Annotated in this window: 18 protein-coding genes; 3 read left to right on the top strand and 15 right to left on the bottom strand. The window is 62.8% G+C overall.

Annotated elements, in window-relative coordinates:
* Positions 1-24 precede the first annotated feature (24 nt).
* The 3 genes from BLT26_RS00740 to BLT26_RS00730 form a co-directional block, all read right to left on the bottom strand.
* Complete coding sequence (locus BLT26_RS00740) at positions 25-459, bottom strand: hypothetical protein (protein WP_091506592.1); 435 nt, start codon at positions 457-459, stop codon at positions 25-27.
* A gap of 144 nt (positions 460-603) precedes the next feature.
* Positions 604-1,533 carry an alpha/beta fold hydrolase gene (locus BLT26_RS00735; protein ID WP_091506589.1) on the bottom strand — a complete coding sequence of 310 codons (930 nt, stop codon included), beginning with the start codon at positions 1,531-1,533 and terminating at the stop codon, positions 604-606.
* Positions 1,534-1,665: 132 nt separating this feature from the next.
* Positions 1,666-2,172, bottom strand: a complete 507-nt coding sequence (locus BLT26_RS00730; protein WP_091506585.1) for a PH domain-containing protein — start codon at positions 2,170-2,172, stop codon at positions 1,666-1,668.
* 207 nt (positions 2,173-2,379) lie between these two features.
* On the opposite strand from BLT26_RS00730, the gene BLT26_RS00725 reads away from it, so the two are divergent.
* The gene (locus BLT26_RS00725) at positions 2,380-3,276 is read left to right on the top strand and encodes a patatin-like phospholipase family protein (RefSeq protein ID WP_175452990.1); all 897 of its coding nucleotides are present in this window, start codon (positions 2,380-2,382) and stop codon (positions 3,274-3,276) included.
* On the opposite strand, the gene BLT26_RS00720 is transcribed toward BLT26_RS00725, so the two are convergent.
* The 6 genes from BLT26_RS00720 to BLT26_RS00695 form a co-directional block, all read right to left on the bottom strand.
* On the bottom strand, positions 3,246-3,812 hold the full coding sequence (locus tag BLT26_RS00720; RefSeq protein ID WP_091506578.1) for a DUF1415 domain-containing protein: 567 nt from the start codon (positions 3,810-3,812) through the stop codon (positions 3,246-3,248). The genes BLT26_RS00725 and BLT26_RS00720 overlap by 31 nt on opposite strands.
* Before the next feature lie 6 nt (positions 3,813-3,818).
* Positions 3,819-4,355 carry a DUF2058 domain-containing protein gene (locus BLT26_RS00715; protein WP_091506575.1) on the bottom strand — a complete coding sequence of 179 codons (537 nt, stop codon included), beginning with the start codon at positions 4,353-4,355 and terminating at the stop codon, positions 3,819-3,821.
* A 125-nt stretch (positions 4,356-4,480) separates the two neighbouring features.
* Positions 4,481-6,082: an AbgT family transporter gene (locus BLT26_RS00710; RefSeq protein WP_091506571.1), complete on the bottom strand. Its 1,602-nt coding sequence runs from the start codon at positions 6,080-6,082 to the stop codon at positions 4,481-4,483.
* A gap of 281 nt (positions 6,083-6,363) precedes the next feature.
* Entirely contained in the window at positions 6,364-7,446 is a 1,083-nt protein-coding gene (locus tag BLT26_RS00705; RefSeq protein ID WP_175452989.1) for a PaaI family thioesterase, read from the bottom strand.
* A 119-nt stretch (positions 7,447-7,565) separates the two neighbouring features.
* Positions 7,566-7,784, bottom strand: coding sequence for a TFIIB-type zinc ribbon-containing protein (locus tag BLT26_RS00700; protein WP_091506564.1), 219 nt, complete (start codon positions 7,782-7,784; stop codon positions 7,566-7,568).
* Between the two features lie 168 nt (positions 7,785-7,952).
* Entirely contained in the window at positions 7,953-9,284 is a 1,332-nt protein-coding gene (locus BLT26_RS00695) for an erythromycin esterase family protein (protein WP_091506560.1), read from the bottom strand.
* 176 nt (positions 9,285-9,460) lie between these two features.
* Here BLT26_RS00695 and BLT26_RS00690 point away from each other — a divergent pair, with 176 nt between their 5' ends.
* The gene (locus BLT26_RS00690) at positions 9,461-10,246 is read left to right on the top strand and encodes a crotonase/enoyl-CoA hydratase family protein (protein WP_091506557.1); all 786 of its coding nucleotides are present in this window, start codon (positions 9,461-9,463) and stop codon (positions 10,244-10,246) included.
* An 88-nt stretch (positions 10,247-10,334) separates the two neighbouring features.
* Here the strand turns inward: BLT26_RS00690 and BLT26_RS00685 are convergent, their stop codons facing one another.
* The gene (locus tag BLT26_RS00685) at positions 10,335-11,237 is read right to left on the bottom strand and encodes a hypothetical protein (RefSeq protein WP_091506554.1); all 903 of its coding nucleotides are present in this window, start codon (positions 11,235-11,237) and stop codon (positions 10,335-10,337) included.
* A gap of 319 nt (positions 11,238-11,556) precedes the next feature.
* Positions 11,557-11,862: a hypothetical protein gene (locus tag BLT26_RS00680; protein ID WP_091506550.1), complete on the bottom strand. Its 306-nt coding sequence runs from the start codon at positions 11,860-11,862 to the stop codon at positions 11,557-11,559.
* A 331-nt stretch (positions 11,863-12,193) separates the two neighbouring features.
* Between BLT26_RS00680 and gndA the strand changes: the two genes are divergently transcribed.
* Positions 12,194-13,720 (top strand): NADP-dependent phosphogluconate dehydrogenase, encoded by a 1,527-nt coding sequence (gene gndA / locus BLT26_RS00675; RefSeq protein WP_091506547.1) that lies wholly within the window; start codon positions 12,194-12,196, stop codon positions 13,718-13,720.
* A gap of 44 nt (positions 13,721-13,764) precedes the next feature.
* On the opposite strand, the gene BLT26_RS00670 is transcribed toward gndA, so the two are convergent.
* From BLT26_RS00670 to BLT26_RS00655, 4 genes are all read right to left on the bottom strand, one after another.
* A complete protein-coding gene (locus BLT26_RS00670; protein ID WP_091506544.1) occupies positions 13,765-14,337 on the bottom strand; it encodes a DUF4136 domain-containing protein in 573 nt (190 codons plus the stop codon).
* A 309-nt stretch (positions 14,338-14,646) separates the two neighbouring features.
* On the bottom strand, positions 14,647-15,639 hold the full coding sequence (rdgC, locus tag BLT26_RS00665; protein ID WP_091506540.1) for a recombination-associated protein RdgC: 993 nt from the start codon (positions 15,637-15,639) through the stop codon (positions 14,647-14,649).
* A gap of 626 nt (positions 15,640-16,265) precedes the next feature.
* On the bottom strand, positions 16,266-16,757 hold the full coding sequence (locus BLT26_RS00660; RefSeq protein WP_091506536.1) for a hypothetical protein: 492 nt from the start codon (positions 16,755-16,757) through the stop codon (positions 16,266-16,268).
* Between the two features lie 169 nt (positions 16,758-16,926).
* Entirely contained in the window at positions 16,927-17,607 is a 681-nt protein-coding gene (locus tag BLT26_RS00655; RefSeq protein ID WP_091506532.1) for a zinc metallopeptidase, read from the bottom strand.
* Positions 17,608-17,616 lie beyond the last annotated feature (9 nt).

The raw sequence follows: 17,616 nt of genomic DNA, 5'->3' as shown, positions 1-17,616 counted from the left end.
TCCGGAGAAACCCATTCCTTCAGTCTAATCCAAGTGGAGGGGGCGGTGGTCGCCGAGCAGGTAGCGGATCAGGTCCGAGGCGTCGATAACCAGGCAGGCACCAGCCACAACGAGATAGACAATGGCGTAATAGCGGAAAGGCCCGCTGTAAGCCCCGAGCCAGAATCGGCCCAGCACCCACAGGTAGACCGGCGTCCAGAAGACGAGGTGCGTCACACCGAGCAGCCGCACGTAGCCGACCCAGTCGTAGAGCCAGTTCATGGTGACTGCAGAGAGGATGAATGCGACCAGGATCGCAAGCGCCTCGGGCCTGGCCGCGAGCCTGCCAGCGGGGGTTCTCTTGAGAATAAAGAAGACGGCGGCCAGGTTGGTGACAATCAGCACCCGAAACCACCAGCGGAGCCATTCTGGTTCGGTGGCAGCAGCCGCAATCAGGTCCGGGGGCATGGTTTCGTTCATCACCTTTTACCCTGTGTGCTTTACAGGAGTTAAGCACACAGGCGCAGGCGGCGAAATGTCGCTCCCATTTCGCCGTTTAGTGCTTGCGCCGCGCCGTGCAGCGCCCTACCCAGCGTCGTGGGAGCATGGGAATACCCCCGGCCTTCACTGCGGCTCTTCCTCCCCCTGACCGGCGCTGGTGACGCGTAATATGGCTGCTGCAAGTGCCTCCGGCACTTCTTCCTGCAGGAAGTGCCCGGCCTCGGTCTCGGTTACCCTGGCTCGCGGGAACAGCTCCCGGTTGCTGCCCAGCGCGCGCCCCAGGATCGGGTCGCGGCAACCCCACACCAGTTCCACCGGGCCGCCGAATTCCCGGGCCCAGCGATTGGCCCTGGTGAGATGGGGAATACTTGGGTGATCCAGGTGCGTCGGCACCATGCGCGCCAGCGCCAGGGGCGCCGTCCGGTCCCGAAACCTGCGCAAGGGATAGCGGTAGGCGCGCATCTCGGCCTTGCCGAGGCTGGCCGGGTCGCCCTGAACCTTCCGCATCACCGGCAGGGGGAAATTCAGCAACCTGAACGCCAGGTCAGACAGCACGGGAATATTGGCAAAGCGGTGAAAGGGGGTTACACGGGGCGCCTTCTCCGGCACGCGCAGGGAAGTATTGGCGAATACCGCGGCGCGGACGCGCTCCGGGTTCAGCGCCGCCGCGAGCCCGGTGATGGGGCCGCCCCAATCCTGCCCGACCACAGTGATTTCCTCCAGGTCGAGCGCGCGGATCAGTTTGGATAGCTGTTCGCCATGAAACGCGGGGGTGTGAATTGCCGCGTTACGTGGCTTGCCACTGAGGCCAAGGCCGATCAGGTCTGGGGCAATAACCCTCACGGGCTGCGAGACCAGCTCGCCAATTACCTTGCGCCACAGGTAGCACCACGTCGGGTTTCCATGCTGCATCAGTACCGGGGGACCGCTGCCTTCGTCGATAAAGTGCATCGGATAATCGCCCCCGGTAAACATCCGGCGGCGCCAGGGCAGTTCCTGTTCGAGCCACGGGGGGAGGGGTGGTGCGTGGGTTAGTTGGTCAGTATTTTCCATCGCCGGCACCCCTGGAGTGATGATTCCCGTCAACCGCCTGCGTCATTTGTAGCATAGTGCCGGGGCCCTGGTACGGGCATCGCTACGCGTGCGGACGGCACTCACAGGGAGACCTGCCTGCCGGTGGGGAATTCAACGCCCCGCGATTTTTTCTTCCAGCAGCGCTGCCAGCTTGTCCGGGCGACCGGGTGTTACCACCACGGTGCGGTCGGGGTAGCGCATGACCACCGCCTTTTGCTGGTCGGTGGCGAATGCGCGGTAGGGGCCGGTTTTTTCATTGCGGAACAAACCGATATAACCGAACAGCCCACTGTTGCCGAATACGCGGATGGATGCACGCATTGCCTCCGGATCGGGCTTCACCTCGATGAGTCCTTCCAGCGAAATACGGGTTTTCCACAGCGGTCGCAGGATGTAAAGAGCGTTGTCATCGATCGCGTAACCGCGGATGGCAAACAGCGTACAGAGTGCCAATATGACGAGCGGTAGCCACACGGACACCATGTACAGGGATGGGGGGTTCTCCGGTGCGCGGTTGAGCAGAACCGCGGGAATTCCCACCAGTAGCAGTGAGGTCAGGGCGGTGAGCCATTTCAGCTGACGGCTCCAGGGGGCATCGAATTTCTGTTGGTATGGCATTGCGATCGTCCGGTTCCAGCGAGCACTGCCCGCGCTGCCTGCAGGGTCGGGGATGGTATCGGCATTCACGGCGGATGGCCATACCGGGTGGCCCGGCGGTCACTTCAGGGGTGGTGCCGCAGCCTCCGCAACTGGTGCTAAGGTGGCGGCGGCAGATACAATCACGCCACAATTGTCAGTGTCAGTGTTCGGCGGGGAGAAGCCCAGGTGTCAGCAGAGGAAACCGGAAAATCTGCACTGGTGGTAGAGGGCGGCGCGATGCGCGGTATCTTTGCCGCGGGTGTCCTCGATGTGTTTATCGAGAATGATTACCTGCCCTACGATTTTGCCGTGGGCGTGTCAGCGGGTTCAACCAACCTGATCGGCTACCTGGCGGGTGACCGCGGCCGCAGCCGGAGGATCCTGCTGGACCACGCCCGCCGGGCCGACTTCATCGACTGGCGGCGCTACCTGAAGGGCGGTCATTTCTGTGATGTGAGCTGGTTGTGGCACGCGTCTTTCGATGAGGTGCCCCTCAATGTCCAGCGTTACCACGACAACGAAGTGCCGCTCTATGCCGTAACCACCAGTATCCGCACCGGCCAGGCCCATTACCTGGAGGTCAGTGCGGAAAACATGCACGAGGTCTTTCCCGCTTCCTGTGCCATCCCCTTTATCTATCGCGAGTTTCCCCGGGTAAATGGCGAGCCCATGACCGACGGTGGCCTGGCGGATTCCATCCCGGTCCTGTGGGCCTATGAGCAGGGCGCCCGGGATATCACTGTGGTGCTGTCGCGGCCCCTGGGCTATCGCAAGCGCCTGACGCCGGCACCGAGATTGTTACGGGAGGTGTTCCACGAGCACTCGCGGCTGTTCGAGGCGGTACTGGACCGGGCAGAGCGCTACAACCGCGCGCTGGAATTCATTATCGATCCGCCCGAGGGCTGCAGGGTGTCGGTAATTGCTCCCCCGGAGGATTTTCCCGTCAAGCGCTTTACGCGCGAGCCGGACCTGCTGGAGCAGGGTTACCGGGTGGGACGCCAGGAGGCGCTTCACCACCTGGAACTTCCTTCCCCCGAGGCGGGGCAGGCCAGTTATCCTGGTGGATCGGAAGGGAACAGGTAGGGAAAGAGTTTCCGCATTTCCTCCCTGGACAGGCTTTGCACCCTGCGGATATTGCGCTCCGGGATCGCCTCGGGATCGGGGTACAGCTCCAGCACCCTCTCGACAGTCGCCTCCCGTATCAGGTGCAGAAGCGGGTAGGGGGCACGATTGGTCAGGTTCCCGGCGTCGTCAGCTTCCGTACCCGCAAACTGGTAATCCGGGTGGAAGCTGGCCAGCTGGTAGGTTCCGGTGTAGCCATGCCGCTCCACCAGCCACTCCGCCAGGTCGAGGAACTGGTTGTAATCGGCAAACTCCGCCAGGTAGTGCGGGATGATCAGCAGGGTGGTCTCGAGCTCCCCGGGCGGGCGCGCGTCCAGTAATTCCATTTCCGCCAGCAAATCCGCCATCAGGGCCTCGTCGTTACGGGCCTCACTGACTGTAAAGCGAACCTGTCCCGCGCGCAGGGGCCTGCGCGCAAACGGGCACAGGTTCAGGCCCACCACCACATCGGTGAGCCATTTTTCGACATCCCTGATTACAGGGTCATTGCTGCCCAAGCGCGGTTACCACATCAGGTCGTCGGGGATCTGGTAGTCCGCGTAGGGGTCGTCCTCTTCGACGGCGTTGCTGTCAGCTGGTGGCTGCACTACCGCTCCCGGGTCGCGCTCGGCGATCTTGTCGGCGATTACCCTGGGCACCAGCTCGAACTGGTCGTCCAGGCCCACGATCAGCAGGCGGCCGGCTGCCAGGTGGTCTCTCACCGCCTCGCTCACATGTATGGTCTTGATCTTGCGCCCGAAGGTGAAATTGTAGGGGAGGTCGCCACTTCCCCGCGGCTGGCGGTTGCTGGCCACCATCTGGCGGATCTGCGCGGCGATCGCCTTTTCGCGCGCTGCCGCCTCGCGCTCGGCGTTCAGGGCGCGGTCGCGGGCGGCTTTCTCGGCGCGCGCCTTTTCGGCGGCGGCGCGGGCCTCGTTCTCGAGCGCCTGGCCGGTTTTATTGGCCACTTTCTGCTGCTTGCGCTTTTCCTTGCTGACCTGCTTCGCCTTCTTGCTGTCGACGAGGCCGGCCTTGAGGAGTTGGTCCTGGAGAGAGCTCATGGTGAAGTTCCGGGCTGGTTGCTATCTGTTCAAGGGGAGTGAATCCCGGCGGTAGCGGACTTTAAACCGAATCGCCGGGGAATGGCACCCCGCGGGAGCGGGGTACATTCGGGTGCCCGGATCGGTCAGCCATTGTAGTAGGTGGCCGCGCCGGGGCCCACAGGCATGCCGAGTGCGAAGACCCAGATGAAGAACAGCGCCGTCCAGCCCACGAAGAAAAAGATCGAGTAGGGAATCATGGTGCTAATCAATGTGCCGATGCCCAGGTCCTTCTTGTAGCGGGTGGCGAAGGACACGATCAGGCCGAAATAGCTCATCATCGGCGTGATGATGTTGGTGACCGAGTCGCCGATCCGGTAGGCGGCCTGGATGACTTCCGGCGCGTAGCCCAGCAGCATGAGCATGGGCACGAAGATGGGCGCGGTGACGGCCCACTGGGCGGAGGCGCTGCCCAGCATCAGGTTGACGAAGCCGCACATCATGATAAAGAACAGGAACAGCAGCGGCCCGGTCAGGCCGATGCTCTGCAGGGTATCGGCGCCCACTACTGCGAATATGGTGCCCAGGTTCGTCACCTTGAAGAAGGCCACGAACTGCGCGGCAAAGAACACCAGCACGATATACATGCCCATGGTGCCCATGCTCTTGGACATGGCGTTGATCACGTCGCGGTCATTGCGCATGGAGCCAGTCACGCGGCCGAAGACAAAGCCGGGTACGGCGAAAAACACCACGATCAGCGCCACAATGCCCTTCAGGAATGGCGAGCCGGCCACCGCACCGGTTTCCGGGTGGCGCAGTACGCCCCACTCGGGGACGATGGACAGCGCGAACAGGGCCGATACCCCCAGCACCGCCAGGCCGGCGTACTTCAGGCCGCGCTTCTCTTCCGGGGTGAGTTCCCCCATCTTGTCCTGCGACAGGTCTACCGAGGCCTCTGCCGGGTCGTATTTGCCCAGCTTGGGCTCGACGATGGCGATGGTGACCCAGCTGCCCACCAGTGTGATCAGGAAGGTGCTGATCATCATGAAGAACCAGTTCACCTCGGGGCCCACGGTATAGGTGGGGTCGATCATGTGGGCGGCGGATTCGGTGATACCCGACAGCAGCGGGTCCACGGTGCCGATCAGCAGGTTGGCGCTGTAGCCACCGGATACCCCGGCAAAGGCTGCGGCCAGGCCCGCCAGCGGATGGCGTCCCAGGGAGTGGAAGATCATCGCCGCCAGCGGGATCAGTACCACGTAGCCCAGTTCCGACGCGGTATTGGAGAGGATGCCCGCGAACACCACGATCACCGTAACGGTGCGCCTGGAGGCCTGCATCACCAGCCCACGCACGGCGGCGCTAAGCAGCCCCGAGTGCTCGGCGATACCCACGCCCAGCAGGGCCACCAGCACGGTGCCGAGCGGCGCGAAGCCAGTAAAGTTGGTCACCAGGCTGGTGACGATCATACGCAGGCCATCGCCCGAAAGGAGGTTGAACACCTCGATTATCCCGTCCGGGTCGCGGCCGGCGGCCCCCACCGGGCGCGGATCGGCCACTGCCAGCCCGAACCAAGAGGCGATACCGCTGATGACCACAACCCCCACGGCAAAAAGGGCAAACAGGGTGATGGGGTGGGGCAGGAGGTTACCCAGCCACTCGACGGTGTCGAGGAAACGGGTAAAACCGGACTTCTTGCCGCCGCGTGATGACTCTTCGGCACTTTCGGTTGTGGTCGTACTCATTGCTTTTCTCTTAACTGCTGGTTATCGCCCCCGCACCGTGGCGCGGGTTTCCCGGGCGCGCATTGCCCGGGGCAGGAGCGTGGCCCCGGGTCAAAAAGTGGTCAAAAAATGCGCTAAAGCCGTCGATGATACACAAAAGCGTTCCTCGGCTGAATGGCGGGCTCAATATTGGTGGGAACTGGCGGTCGGCTGCACCGCAGCCGCGGGGATCCGGCAGGGCCGGGGACCGGAAACCGGCGGGGGGCAGGATGCGGGAGAGCCGCTGCCGGTAACTGTTGACGTCACAGTCTCTCTCTGGCGCTGGCGATGATCTCCTCCGGGTCCTTGCCGCCGGCGAGATCGTGGGCGCCACGCCTGATAACGAGGGCGGAGGCCGTTGCCATGGCCAGGCGCTTGCCGTCGGCACTGTCGACATTACAGGTCGCCACCCGCAGCTGCCGCCCGTGATGCCGTACCCTGGCGCAGAGGGTGATATCGCCACTGTTTATTGCGGCCGGACGCATAAAACGAATGTGCGTGTCCAGGGTGGCGAACAGGTCGCCGGCGCTCAGGGTGGAATAGATTGCGGCGCCCATGGTGTAGTCGGCAGCCCAGGCCAGCAATCCCCCATAGATCGACAGGCTGCCATTCGAGAACCACTCGGAGGAAGGCAGCACCGCCCGCATGCAACCCTCCTCCACCGCTACGGGGCGATAGCCGGTGAGTTGCCAGATGGGCTGCGTGCGATCCTCGGCGATGGTAGCTCGCTGTATCTCGATTGGCTTGAGCCGCGCGAATTCTTTCAGGTCACACAACTCCGCTTTCGGTGGCTCGCGCCGGTATGGGTCCGGCGTATCACAGGGGCCCAGGTCGGGTTCCGGCAGACTGATGTCCGGATCCACCGGCAGGTCGGCTACCAGGCAGCGACTGCTGCCGAACGCAAGGAAGCGGCCGTCCTGGTCGGTTATCTCAACTGTGGACAGCCCCACCTGCCTGCCGGAGTGTACCGTCTCGGCTCGGCCCACCAGGTTCCCCGTAGCAGAGGTGATCGGGCGCACGAAGCACATGTTGAGCTCAGAGGTACTGAGAACCTTTCCCGCGGGCAGGGTGGTCCAGATGGCGGAAGCCAGCGGGGCATCGGCGAACATGGCGCAGATGCCACCCCAGTAGATTCCGCTACCGTCCGCCAGCCAGGCGGTGACGGGCATGGAAAAGGTGGCCTTGCCCAGGGTGACCTCGGTGGGCCGCATTCCCGTCAGGCGCCAGATGGGCGGGCCGGGCAGTTCCTCATGGACAAATCGGCGAAAGGTTTCCAGCCCCGGCTGTTGCAGGGCGCGCAGGTCGGCGATGGCCCCGCGGCGGGGCTCACCGGTAATCGCTCTCATCGGCATCCCCCCTGGAGGCTTTCGGTCGCTCACCCGGGATTCTAGGGTGGCGGGAGGCCCGCGCCGAACCGGGGGCCGATGACCCGGTGTGGGGTCACGGTACCGCCGGACCGGGATGATTAGAAGTCGAAAAGTTCGGTGATCAGGTTGCGCTTCTGTTTGTGCTGTTCCTGGCCTCCGGTGCTACTGGAAGCGCCCGCCGCGTGCGACTGCTCGATGATCTTTTCCAGCTCACCGCGGTCGAGCCAGATGCCCCGGCAGTTGGGACAGTAATCGATCTGGACGCCATTGCGGTCCATGCTCATCATGCCGGAGTCTTTACAGGAAGGGCATTTCATCGTGTGCCTCCATGAGGGTTTGCGGCCTGGGGGGCTCTGGTTTCGAAGCCCCGCAGGTTTCGCCAAAAAATGGTTCCCTGTTAAGAGCCTATACCAATCAACACCGTCGTGGGTACGCAGCCGGGTATACGGGGACACGGCACCCAGCCGGGGCATCGCCCGCCCGGGTCACGTCCCGTAGGGCCAGGTCTCCGGTGGCTCGCGCTCTTCCCAGCCCTCGGTCATGTCCAGGGGTTCGAGGGCGCGGGTTTCGTCGAGATGGAAGATGGCATCGAACTGGCGATGCACCCGGGCCCGGAAATAGTGACTCTGGCGCTCGGTTTCCGGGCGGTAGATGACACCGATGGCGCGCTCGAGCAACGTCTCGTTGAGGGCATCCGCGTCCAATGCTGCCATATCGAGGTAAAAGCGCCCGGCCCCGGCCCGATGGAACAGTGCCTCCACACTGCCCTCCAGCGCGGGCCGTACCCAGCGGTGTTCGGCAGGTTCATCCCAGTCCGGGGCGGCGGTCACATGACCCGTATAGGTGGTAAATCCCACCAGCAGTGATTCACCGCCCATTTTTTCACGTACCAGCTGGCCCACATTGACCTCCTCATGTAGTGCGGCATCGGTGGCGCGGGCATCGCCCAGATGGGAGTTGTGGGCCCAGACCGCGATCCGCGCGGGCCGGCCGCGCTGGTGGGCGAGGTGCTGGCGCAGGTCGAGCAGCGTGTCGACCATGTGCCGGTCGCGCAGGTTCCAGGTGTTCACGCCGGAGAAGAACATGCCGCGGTAATAGGCTTCGGCATGGTGGACGATGCGCGCATTGCGCTCGGCGTAGAACAGTTCGTCCTCGGACAGGTTGCGCGCTTTCCTCAGCCACTGGTTACGGGCTTCCAGGATCTCCAGCAGCTGCTCCAGGGCGGCCTGCTGGCAGGACTCGCTCAGCCCCATGGCCGCCTGGTAGCCGTAACGTTGCGGGTCACCGTGCTGGTCCAGGCAGGCATAGCGCTGGCGCGCGCGCTGGGCTGCCGGCGGGTCGACCTTTTCCAGGTAATTGACGACGGCATCGGCTGAACGGTACATGCTGTAGAGATCCATGCCGTAGATGCCTACGCGTTCGGCGGGGGCGCGCTCCAGGTTCCAGTCGCGCAGCCAGCCGATAAAGGACTCCATTACGGTATTGCGCCACATCCACAGCGGGAAACGCTCGAAATCCCCCAGCGCCGCGCGCGCACTCTCGTCGCCGTCGAGGCCGCGCACGAAACGGTTGATGCGGTATACGTCCGGCCAGTCCCCCTCCACCACCACAGCATCCAGGCCCTGTTCCTCGATCAGGTGGCGGGTGATATCCGCGCGCATCTGGTAGAAGTCGTGGGTGCCGTGACTCGCCTCTCCCAGCAGCACGACGCTGCGCTCCGCTGCTTTCTCCAGCAGGGGGGTGTAATCGGAATCGCTCCCGGCAAGGGGCGCCAAGGCTGTCTTTATCTGCCCGAGTGTGGTCGGCACGTCGATCATGTGGTGATCTCCCCCACGGTAAGGACGCAATAACGGAGCGCGTGGGTTTCGGTTCGCTCACCTGTCTCGCATTGTAGGCTGCGGGATTGGGGCTCACAGCCGCCCTGGCGCGTTGGTGTCAGTGGCTGCTGTGGGGATATATGATGGCCGTATGCACCAGTCGCAAGGAGAGCAGGATGGACCAGTCCCCGGTAGAGATATCTGTTGACGGCGCCGTTTGCACCATAACCCTGTGCTGCCCGGCCAGGCGCAATGCGGTGGACGGGCCGACAGCCACTGCCTTGCGCCGTGCCTTTGAGGAATTCGAGGGCGACGACCGCCTCAGTGTGGCCGTGCTTGCCGGCAGTGGGGGTAACTTCTGCTCCGGGGCCGACCTCTCGGCGCTGGCGGACCCGGAGCGACGCAATGGGATCGAGTCCGCCGGCACCGGGCCGGGCCCAATGGGGCCCACGCGCATGCCGCTGGACAAGCCGGTGATCGCCGCCGTAAGCGGCTATGCGGTGGCTGGCGGGCTCGAGCTGGCGCTCATGTGTGATATGCGCGTGGCCGGGCGCTCCGCGGTCTTTGGCGTTTTCTGCCGCCGCTGGGGCGTGCCCCTGGTCGATGGCGGCACCGTGCGCCTGCCGCGTATCGTCGGCCACGGTCGCGCCATGGATATGATCCTGACCGGCCGTCACGTGTACGCGGAGGAGGCGTTGCAGATGGGACTGGCCAACCGGGTGGTGGAAGACGATGCGGTGCTGGACGCCGCGCAGGCACTGGCCCGCCAGATTGCCCGCTTCCCCCAACGCTGCCTGCGGGCCGATCGCCGCTCCGCGTATCGCCAGTGGGACTTGCCACTGGCGCAGGCGCTGGAAGAGGAGGGGGCCGGGGGCTACCCCGTGGTGTTCGGGGAAGCCCTGGAAGGCGCGGCGCGTTTTGTCGGGGGCGCAGGCAGAAATGGCCGGCTTGACGATGAGTAGTCCGGCAGTTTAGCCGGGATATCTCCCAGTACGGCCGCCCCCATCATCCACACCGGGTCACTATCCCGCTATGACTGGCTGGATCCCGTTACTGTTCCCCGGACCCGCCGTACAGGTAATCGGCAGCGGCCCTTCCCATGGCCGCGTAATCGTGTCCTACCCCGGGGACGACTTCCAGCTGCCAGTTCAGGTCCGTTTCCAGTTCCCGGGCCCGCTCCTGGGCCTGGGCGAAGAAATAGCGGCCTCGGGACAGGCGGTGGTCGCCCTGCCAGTTGACCTCGGGGGTGCGCACCAGGTGGCCCCGGGTCTCATTCGCGTTATCGAGTTCGCCGAGAAATACCACCAGTTCCCGCTGGAACGCCCTTGCCAGCCCGGCACCGTCGAGCATGTCACTGCCCACGCCGAAAGGGAACGGCTTGTCGAACCGGGGTGCCGTGTACCAGCCGGAATTACCCGCCAGGATACGCCGGGCCTTGCTCTCGCCGGCGAAGAGGGTAAAGCGGTGCAGGATCTGGCCGCCCGCGGAGTGGCCGAACAGGTCATAGGTTTCGGTGCCGAGCCCCAGCTCTTGGACAGCAACGTTGAAGATCTTGTCGAAGTCGTTGAACAGCCAGGTCTGCGGTGCGCGGTTGATATCGTAACCCACCACCCCCGTGCGCTCTTCATTGATGCGCACATTCTCGATCATGCCGGCAATGTTGTAACTCCAGAATTCCGGGTAATGGGTTTCCGCGTAATGCGGCACGAGCACCAGCACGCCGTACATCTCGGAGGATTCCACCCAGGTATCGCGGTAGCTCCAGGCATTGCGGCCGGCACCGGGAAGGACGATAAGCACCGGGGCATCTTCGCGCAGGTTTTGCGGGTGGTGATAAAAAACTGCCAGGGGATTCGAGTCGGGAGTGTTGCTACTGAGCATGAAACTGCCGGAACCCTCATGAAGGGCGAAGTCCTCGCTGCCGGGCGCATGGGGTTTTTCCACCAGTTCCATGCCGCACACTTTACAGGCGCCGGGCGCGTTGACGGCACTGGCCTGAAACAGGTTTTTCTCGTGGTCACAGGGAGGGCAAATGTATCCCGGTGATTTTTCATCACCGGGCAGCGTTGCGGCCCCGACCAGGGGGGCCAGGGATACAGAAACCAGTAAAAAGAGACGAGACAACTGTTGAGGTAGCGATGCCATAGTGACCGGCCTGTTCTTCCGATGAAGTTCAGCCGAGCCTACCATCCTGCCGGGACTGCGGATACCGGGCAGCATTACAACCTATTACATTGAGGCTACAGTCCCTATAGTCCCTTTCGCACAAGACTCAGGTAAAAAGCCAGACCAGGAACAAAAGGAGCAGGGAGGCCAGGGCCAGCGCAAGTCCGCGCAGCATGAGGCTGCGTGCATATTCCGCCCGACCGGGATAGGTCAGGGCGTAAGGCAGGCCAGTGAAGGGGCCCAGTATGAGCGTCGGGATTCCCCAGAGCCACTGGCGGTTCCCCAGGGCCACGAGTGCCGCGACCAATCCGCCAAACCAGAGTAGCGCCACGCCGATCACCAGCAGGATAAAGACTGGCAGGACCAGCCACTGGTTGGCGAGATAAAATTCGATCACTGCTTGCTGGTCCATGATGTTTGCCTTTTCCCCCTTGCGTGTTGGCCTTGCGCCTCGCGTATTCCGTCGTGCCGCCAGTCTCCGCAGGTTACTGGTCATTTCCGGCGGCCGCCGGTGCCCGTTCCCCGGGTTGGCGCCCGCCGTATGGTAACCGAAAGCGGAACCCGTTGAGAGCCATTCACTGCCCGCTGCTATCCTTTCAGCACAATGCTCTGTGTGCGCCGCCCGGTTGCGGTCCCGGGTGCCGGCAATGGTTCCGGCCTCCCGGTAACGCCGGCAGGTTGCTATACTTCGCGCCCGATCTGGCGCCCGCCAGGCTTAGATACCACGATTTGCGGAGCAATCCATGGCTGCAACCAACTCTCTGTGCGACATCGGTTTCATCGGTGCAGGAGTGATGGGCAAGAACCTTATCCTGAACCTTGCCGATAACGGGTACCGTGTGTGCGCCTTCGATCTGGACCACCATCGCCTGGAGGACCTGCTGGAGCAGGACCGCTTGGAGCGCGGTGAGCAGCCGGCGCGGATCGAGACCTGCAACTCCTATACCGAGCTGCTGGCGCGGGTAAAGGCGCCGCACCTGGTGATCCTGTCTGTGCCCGCCGGGGCGCCGGTGGACGACGTATGCAACAAGCTGCTGGACGCAGGCCTCAAGGCCGACGATATCGTGGTGGATACCGGCAACAGCCTGTGGACCGACTCGGTGGAGCGCTGCAAGCGCTACGAGGGCCGGCTGATTTTCTTTACCACCGCGGTATCCGGTGGAGAGGTGGGCGCGCGCTTCGGGCCCTCGCTGATGCCCAGTGGCGATCCCTATGCATGGGCCCGCATCGAGCCGGTCTGGCATGCCATGGCGGCCAAGGTGGATCCAGACAGCGGCCAGCCGATCGAGCGCTTCGAACCCGGTAATCCGGTCAAGGAAGGGGAGCCCTGCGCGGCCTATATCGGCCCCATCGGTTCCGGCCACTATGTGAAGATGGTCCACAACGGTATCGAGTACGCAGATATGCAGCTGATCTGCGAGGCGTACGACGTGATGCGCAGTGCGCTGGAGATGTCACCGCAGGAAATCGCCGCAGTCTTCCGGGAGTGGAACAAGGGACCGCTGAACAGCTACCTGATCGATATCAGCGCCGAGGTACTGGGCACCGCCGATCCGGAAACCGGCTCACCACTGGTGGACGTGATCCTCGACCGGGCCGGCCAGAAGGGCACCGGGCTGTGGACTGCGGTGAGCAGCCTGGAGGTGGGGTGCCCGGCGCCCAGTATCGCCGAGGCAGTGTTCGCCCGCTCCCTGTCCACGCGCAAGGTGCTGCGCACCCGGGCGGCGAAAAAACTGCTGGGCCCGGATGTGGAACCGGTGCCGGCGGAGCAGCGGGAGACCGTCATCGCCCAGCTGCACGACGCCATGTACTGCGCCAAAATCTGCATTTATGCGCAGGGCTTCGACCTGATGAAGCTGGCGGCACGGGAGCAGGGCTGGCAACTGAATTTCGCCGAGATCGCGCGCATCTGGCGCGCCGGCTGCATCATCCGGGCGGTATTCCTCCAGTCCATCAGCGACGCCTACGAGCGCGACCACAAGCTCTCGAACCTGCTACTGGACGATTTCTTTATCGAGCAGATTGCCGCCAACCAGGGCAACTGGCGGCGCGCGGTGGCGGATGCCAGCCTGCGCGGTATCCCGGTACCGGCACTCTCTTCAGCTCTCAATTATTACGATGCGTTCCGGCGCGAATCCCTGCCGGCCAACCTGCTGCAGGCGCAGCGGGACTTCTTTGGCGCGCATACCTTCTCCCGTGCGGATCGTCCCGAAAACGAGAAGTACCACGTGCTGTGGAGCCGGAAAGACCGGCCGATGGTAAAGGTCTGATACATCCCGGGGCGCGTCTTATCCGGTGGCCCGGCCACCGGTGATCAGCCCCCGGCCTTCGGGAACTCCCGGAAGATCTCATCCACCGCTGTGGCCAGTGTCTCCTCTGGTTCCTGCATCATCGCCGGGGTGATGCGGCCCCCGGTCCGGCCGCGCCAGACCATTTCGCCCTGTTTCACATCGAGCACATCGATGGTCAGCCGGCCCTCGGTTTCCCCATCGATATCGGTCACGTGCTTTTTCGAAAGGTCGCGGTAATAATCCTGTAAAAACGGATAGCGTGCCGCGGCAAAGCCGGCGGTCCCGGCTCGCGCTTTTGATCGCTGTCTCGTGTGTACCGCGATATTGACTAGGACATCCGGGTTGCGGCTGCGCTTCATGCCGCGCGCGTTCAGCTGCCGCGAAACCTCTGCATGAAGGGTCGACACCACACGGCCATCACTGCCACCCGACGGCACGAAGTTGAAGGTCTCGTATTTTTCCCACTGCCCCTCACTACCAGTAGGGGAGAATATCTGCGGCGCCTCGAATATCTGCGGGAGCTTGAATCTCTGCGGCGCCTCGCAGCCTGTGAGCAGCAGGGAGACGGTGAAGAAGCTGACAAGGCTGTATCTCATGCTGGATACCCGGTTGCTCCATTGGGGGTGATTGCCGGGCAGCGATTTTCCGCATTCAGGCCCGGTGGGGATTCAGTCAGTGAGCATAGTCCAGTGAGGCGCAGGGTGTGGCGGCAAATTCCGTCGGGACTTCGCGCTGCGTGAGTGCAAATGTCGATGCATGACACGGGAGGGAGGCAGCCTGAATGGACCGCGCGGATAAGGCGCCGGGGCGGTCGGTGCCAGTGGGGCCAGTGCGACTGCAAGCGCAGGCCCGGTTCGGGATCAGTGACGCAGAGCCAGCCCCCCGGTGAGGGGCTGGCGAGGAGATCAGAATACCAGTTCCTCGACCTCTGCAGACGGCTGCTCCGCCTCGGCACGGGAGGCGCGGGCGACGATTTCCTCTACGCTGGTGGTCTCCGTGTTCGCGCCACCAAATGCCGCGAGCAGGTCTGTCAGCAGCGCAGAGATCTCGAGGGTCATCACCGAAAAATCTGCATCGAAACGCTGTGCCGCGTTGTCCGCATCGGCGCTGTCCGCCTTTTCGATCAGTTCATCACTGAATTTCACCCGCTTCAGGGACAGCTGGTCGTCGACGATAAACTCCACCCCGCCACGCCAGGTCAGGCCCAGCTTGTGCACCTGCATCCCCGCCACCAGGTGATTGTGGATTTCCTCGGCACAGAGGTCCTGGTTCTTGCAGCGGATGACGCTGCCGCTGTCTTTCGGGTCGCGCAGCTCGCATTCGTGACCGAACTCGAAATGTGCCGGTGTCTCGGGGGCATGCAACCAATGGGTCATGGCCTGCTGGGGCAGGTTCTTTGCCGCCAGCGGCACCACCGCCAGGCTGCTGATGGCCTCGCGCAGGTTCTCCAGCAGTTCCTCCGCGGCCGAGGCCGAGGCGGCATCTACCACCACCCAGCCGTCCCGCGGCGCGATATAGGCGTATTGCAGGCGCGAGCGGGCGAAGGCCTTCGGCCGCATCTCCATCAGGACCTCGTCCTTCAGGTTCTGGCGCTCCTTGCGGCCCACCTGCCGACCCTCTTTCTGGGAGATGGCCTGGGCCATTTCCTCTACCTTCTCGTTGATCACGCCCGCGGGCAGGACTTTTTCCTGTTTTTTGGCGCAGACCATCAGGTAGCCGTTGGTGCTGTGAACCAGTTCGGAGCCGTGGCGGCCCAGCGGCGGCACCCAGCCATAACGGGCCGCATCCTGGCTGCCACAGGGCACGAACAGACCCGGCTCCAGCAGTTCGTTCAATTTTTCGGCAGTGAGGTCGAATTCTTTGGTGAGGCGGTATACGCGCAGGTTCTTGAACCACATACAACGGGCCATTCATTCTATTTTCGAAATTGGCCGGCAATTATGCGGCAAGCGGAAAGCGACAGCCAGTGCACAATCCCTGGCCTGACGCAAAGGGCTTGTGAATGGCCGGGCTTCCAGAGAGGGACCAGCAGTGCTCCGAGGTTTCCATCGGTATCGAGGGCACAGCGGACCGGAAGATCCGGGACCGCCATGTGCTGGCCCGGCTTTACAGAAATCTACCGTGGCAGATAGTGATGTAGTTCGCCGTGCCCCAATCGAGGCTCGCCAAACAGTGATGAACGCCAGTCCATCCCGGCAATAATTGGGGCCAGCTGCGTGCCCGGAAGCGATGCATCCCAGGCCAGCCGGGGGAAAGAAAAAAAGCCGCTCTTTGAGCGGCCCATCAAGGTGGGGGAGGGAATTGCCTCAAGAGAGTTGTTGGCAGGATGCTTCCCACATGGCATCGCGCTGCGAAAACCAGTGTTATTAATACCGCAGCTATAAGCGGGGAAAGGTGTACTACTCGACGGAACTCTGATTCAGGGAGAGGCAAATGGCTAAAATGTGCGGTTGGTCGCAACTCTCTTTTCCCTGACTGTGCTTACAGGGACCACCCACTCCAGCTGTCCGAAAAAATTCGAACACTAGAACTGGTAGCCGAGATGAAAGCCATAATCCAAACCGGATTTGAACTCCTGGTCTCGATTGCTGCTGAGGTATGATTTTCCGGCGGTGAATCCTGTCAGGAATCCCTCCTGGTCGGAGCCGCGGAAATAGTATGTATAGCTGGGGCCAATAAAGCTTTCGTAACGGACTTTGTATCTTCCATATGGGGCGGGAGAGAGGGCGACCTCGTTGTCCTGGGGGCGTTTGGTTCTCACTACCAGGCCAAGGGCATGCCTGTCCGTCAGGGCGGCCTCCCAGCCCAGCGAAAATCCGTATTCCCTGCCCATGGAAGAGGTGCCCTGTCCGGCAAGGCCGGCACCGGCGTAGAGTTTGCTGGAGCCCAGGTCGACTGAGTACTTGAAGCCGGCAAGTCCTCCGTATTGAGTACCCAGGCCCAGCCCAAATTGCGAGTCGGTGGCGGCCATGGCCAGGGACGGGAGTAGCGCGCAGACGGCAGCGATTATTTTCATTTTCACTTCCTTCCTGATGTGGTTGACGAGTAGTGTGACTCTACACGTGATATTTTGTTCTATTTTTTGGGGGAAAGGTGAACTGTTTTTCTATGTATTGCCGGTTGTGTGCAAGGTGTGCAAGGCGGGACAAACCTGTATTCAGGGAATCCTGATGGGAAGCTGACGGCTAACGGATAAACCTCAACCAGCGCCACAGGCTGAGCATTTCCGTCAGGGCGCCGGCAAAATAAGTGAGTGCAGCCGCCTTCAGCACCGATCGAACCGCGGGGATATATTCCGCCGGCACATATCCCTCTTCCAGGATCGGCAGCGCCTTGTTGAAGCTGGCGTCGTATTCCTCTGGCAGGATGGCGGCATACATCAGCGCGGACGCCAGCATGGTGATCACGCCCACCGCCACGCCAATGGCGAAAACATGGGGAATTTTGGCAACGAGTGCGAGTGAGGAAATGGCCAGCATCAGGCCGGTACCGACTTTCCTGATAAAGAATGCTTTCTGCATATGCTTCTGCCGCAGCTGGCTGACGGGTTCGTTGCGGGTAAACTGGATTGCGTGCCCCACCTCGTGGGCAGCCACGGCAACGGCAGTCAGGGACTTGCCGTCGTGGACTCGGGGGCTGAGGGAGATTATTTTCCCGGCCGGGTCGTAGTGGTCGCCGTTCGGCCTTCCCCGTTCCACGGTGACACCGTCGAGCCCGAAGCGCTCGACGAGGTGGCGAGCCAGCTCACCGCCGGTGCCGGGCATGGCATCCTTGTGTTTCGAATGACGCCACATCACCAGCTGGACCCAGAGCGAGGGGCCGTATACCAGCAATACCACCAGCAGTGCTCCCAGTCCGTAGATCATCGACGGTTT

This window comes from Microbulbifer yueqingensis, assembly GCF_900100355.1.
Taxonomy (GTDB): domain Bacteria; phylum Pseudomonadota; class Gammaproteobacteria; order Pseudomonadales; family Cellvibrionaceae; genus Microbulbifer; species Microbulbifer yueqingensis.
Note: the sequence above shows the minus strand (reverse complement) of the source record. Positions and strands in the feature narration are given on the sequence as shown.

Excerpts from the sequence above, each read along its gene's own strand:
- BLT26_RS00695 (WP_091506560.1), bottom strand. The coding sequence starts at position 9,284 with ATGATCGACGTGCCGACCACACTCGGGCAGATAAAGACAGCCTTGGCG.
- BLT26_RS00735 (WP_091506589.1), bottom strand. The coding sequence starts at position 1,533 with ATGGAAAATACTGACCAACTAACCCACGCACCACCCCTCCCCCCGTGG.
- BLT26_RS00690 (WP_091506557.1), top strand. The coding sequence starts at position 9,461 with ATGGACCAGTCCCCGGTAGAGATATCTGTTGACGGCGCCGTTTGCACC.
- BLT26_RS00655 (WP_091506532.1), bottom strand. The coding sequence starts at position 17,607 with ATGATCTACGGACTGGGAGCACTGCTGGTGGTATTGCTGGTATACGGC.
- BLT26_RS00670 (WP_091506544.1), bottom strand. The coding sequence starts at position 14,337 with ATGAGATACAGCCTTGTCAGCTTCTTCACCGTCTCCCTGCTGCTCACA.
- BLT26_RS00705 (WP_175452989.1), bottom strand. The coding sequence starts at position 7,446 with ATGAGAGCGATTACCGGTGAGCCCCGCCGCGGGGCCATCGCCGACCTG.
- BLT26_RS00660 (WP_091506536.1), bottom strand. The coding sequence starts at position 16,757 with ATGAAAATAATCGCTGCCGTCTGCGCGCTACTCCCGTCCCTGGCCATG.
- BLT26_RS00715 (WP_091506575.1), bottom strand. The coding sequence starts at position 4,355 with ATGAGCTCTCTCCAGGACCAACTCCTCAAGGCCGGCCTCGTCGACAGC.
- BLT26_RS00680 (WP_091506550.1), bottom strand. The coding sequence starts at position 11,862 with ATGGACCAGCAAGCAGTGATCGAATTTTATCTCGCCAACCAGTGGCTG.
- BLT26_RS00710 (WP_091506571.1), bottom strand. The coding sequence starts at position 6,082 with ATGAGTACGACCACAACCGAAAGTGCCGAAGAGTCATCACGCGGCGGC.
- BLT26_RS00700 (WP_091506564.1), bottom strand. The coding sequence starts at position 7,784 with ATGAAATGCCCTTCCTGTAAAGACTCCGGCATGATGAGCATGGACCGC.
- rdgC (WP_091506540.1), bottom strand. The coding sequence starts at position 15,639 with ATGTGGTTCAAGAACCTGCGCGTATACCGCCTCACCAAAGAATTCGAC.
- gndA (WP_091506547.1), top strand. The coding sequence starts at position 12,194 with ATGGCTGCAACCAACTCTCTGTGCGACATCGGTTTCATCGGTGCAGGA.
- BLT26_RS00685 (WP_091506554.1), bottom strand. The coding sequence starts at position 11,237 with ATGGAACTGGTGGAAAAACCCCATGCGCCCGGCAGCGAGGACTTCGCC.
- BLT26_RS00730 (WP_091506585.1), bottom strand. The coding sequence starts at position 2,172 with ATGCCATACCAACAGAAATTCGATGCCCCCTGGAGCCGTCAGCTGAAA.
- BLT26_RS00740 (WP_091506592.1), bottom strand. The coding sequence starts at position 459 with ATGAACGAAACCATGCCCCCGGACCTGATTGCGGCTGCTGCCACCGAA.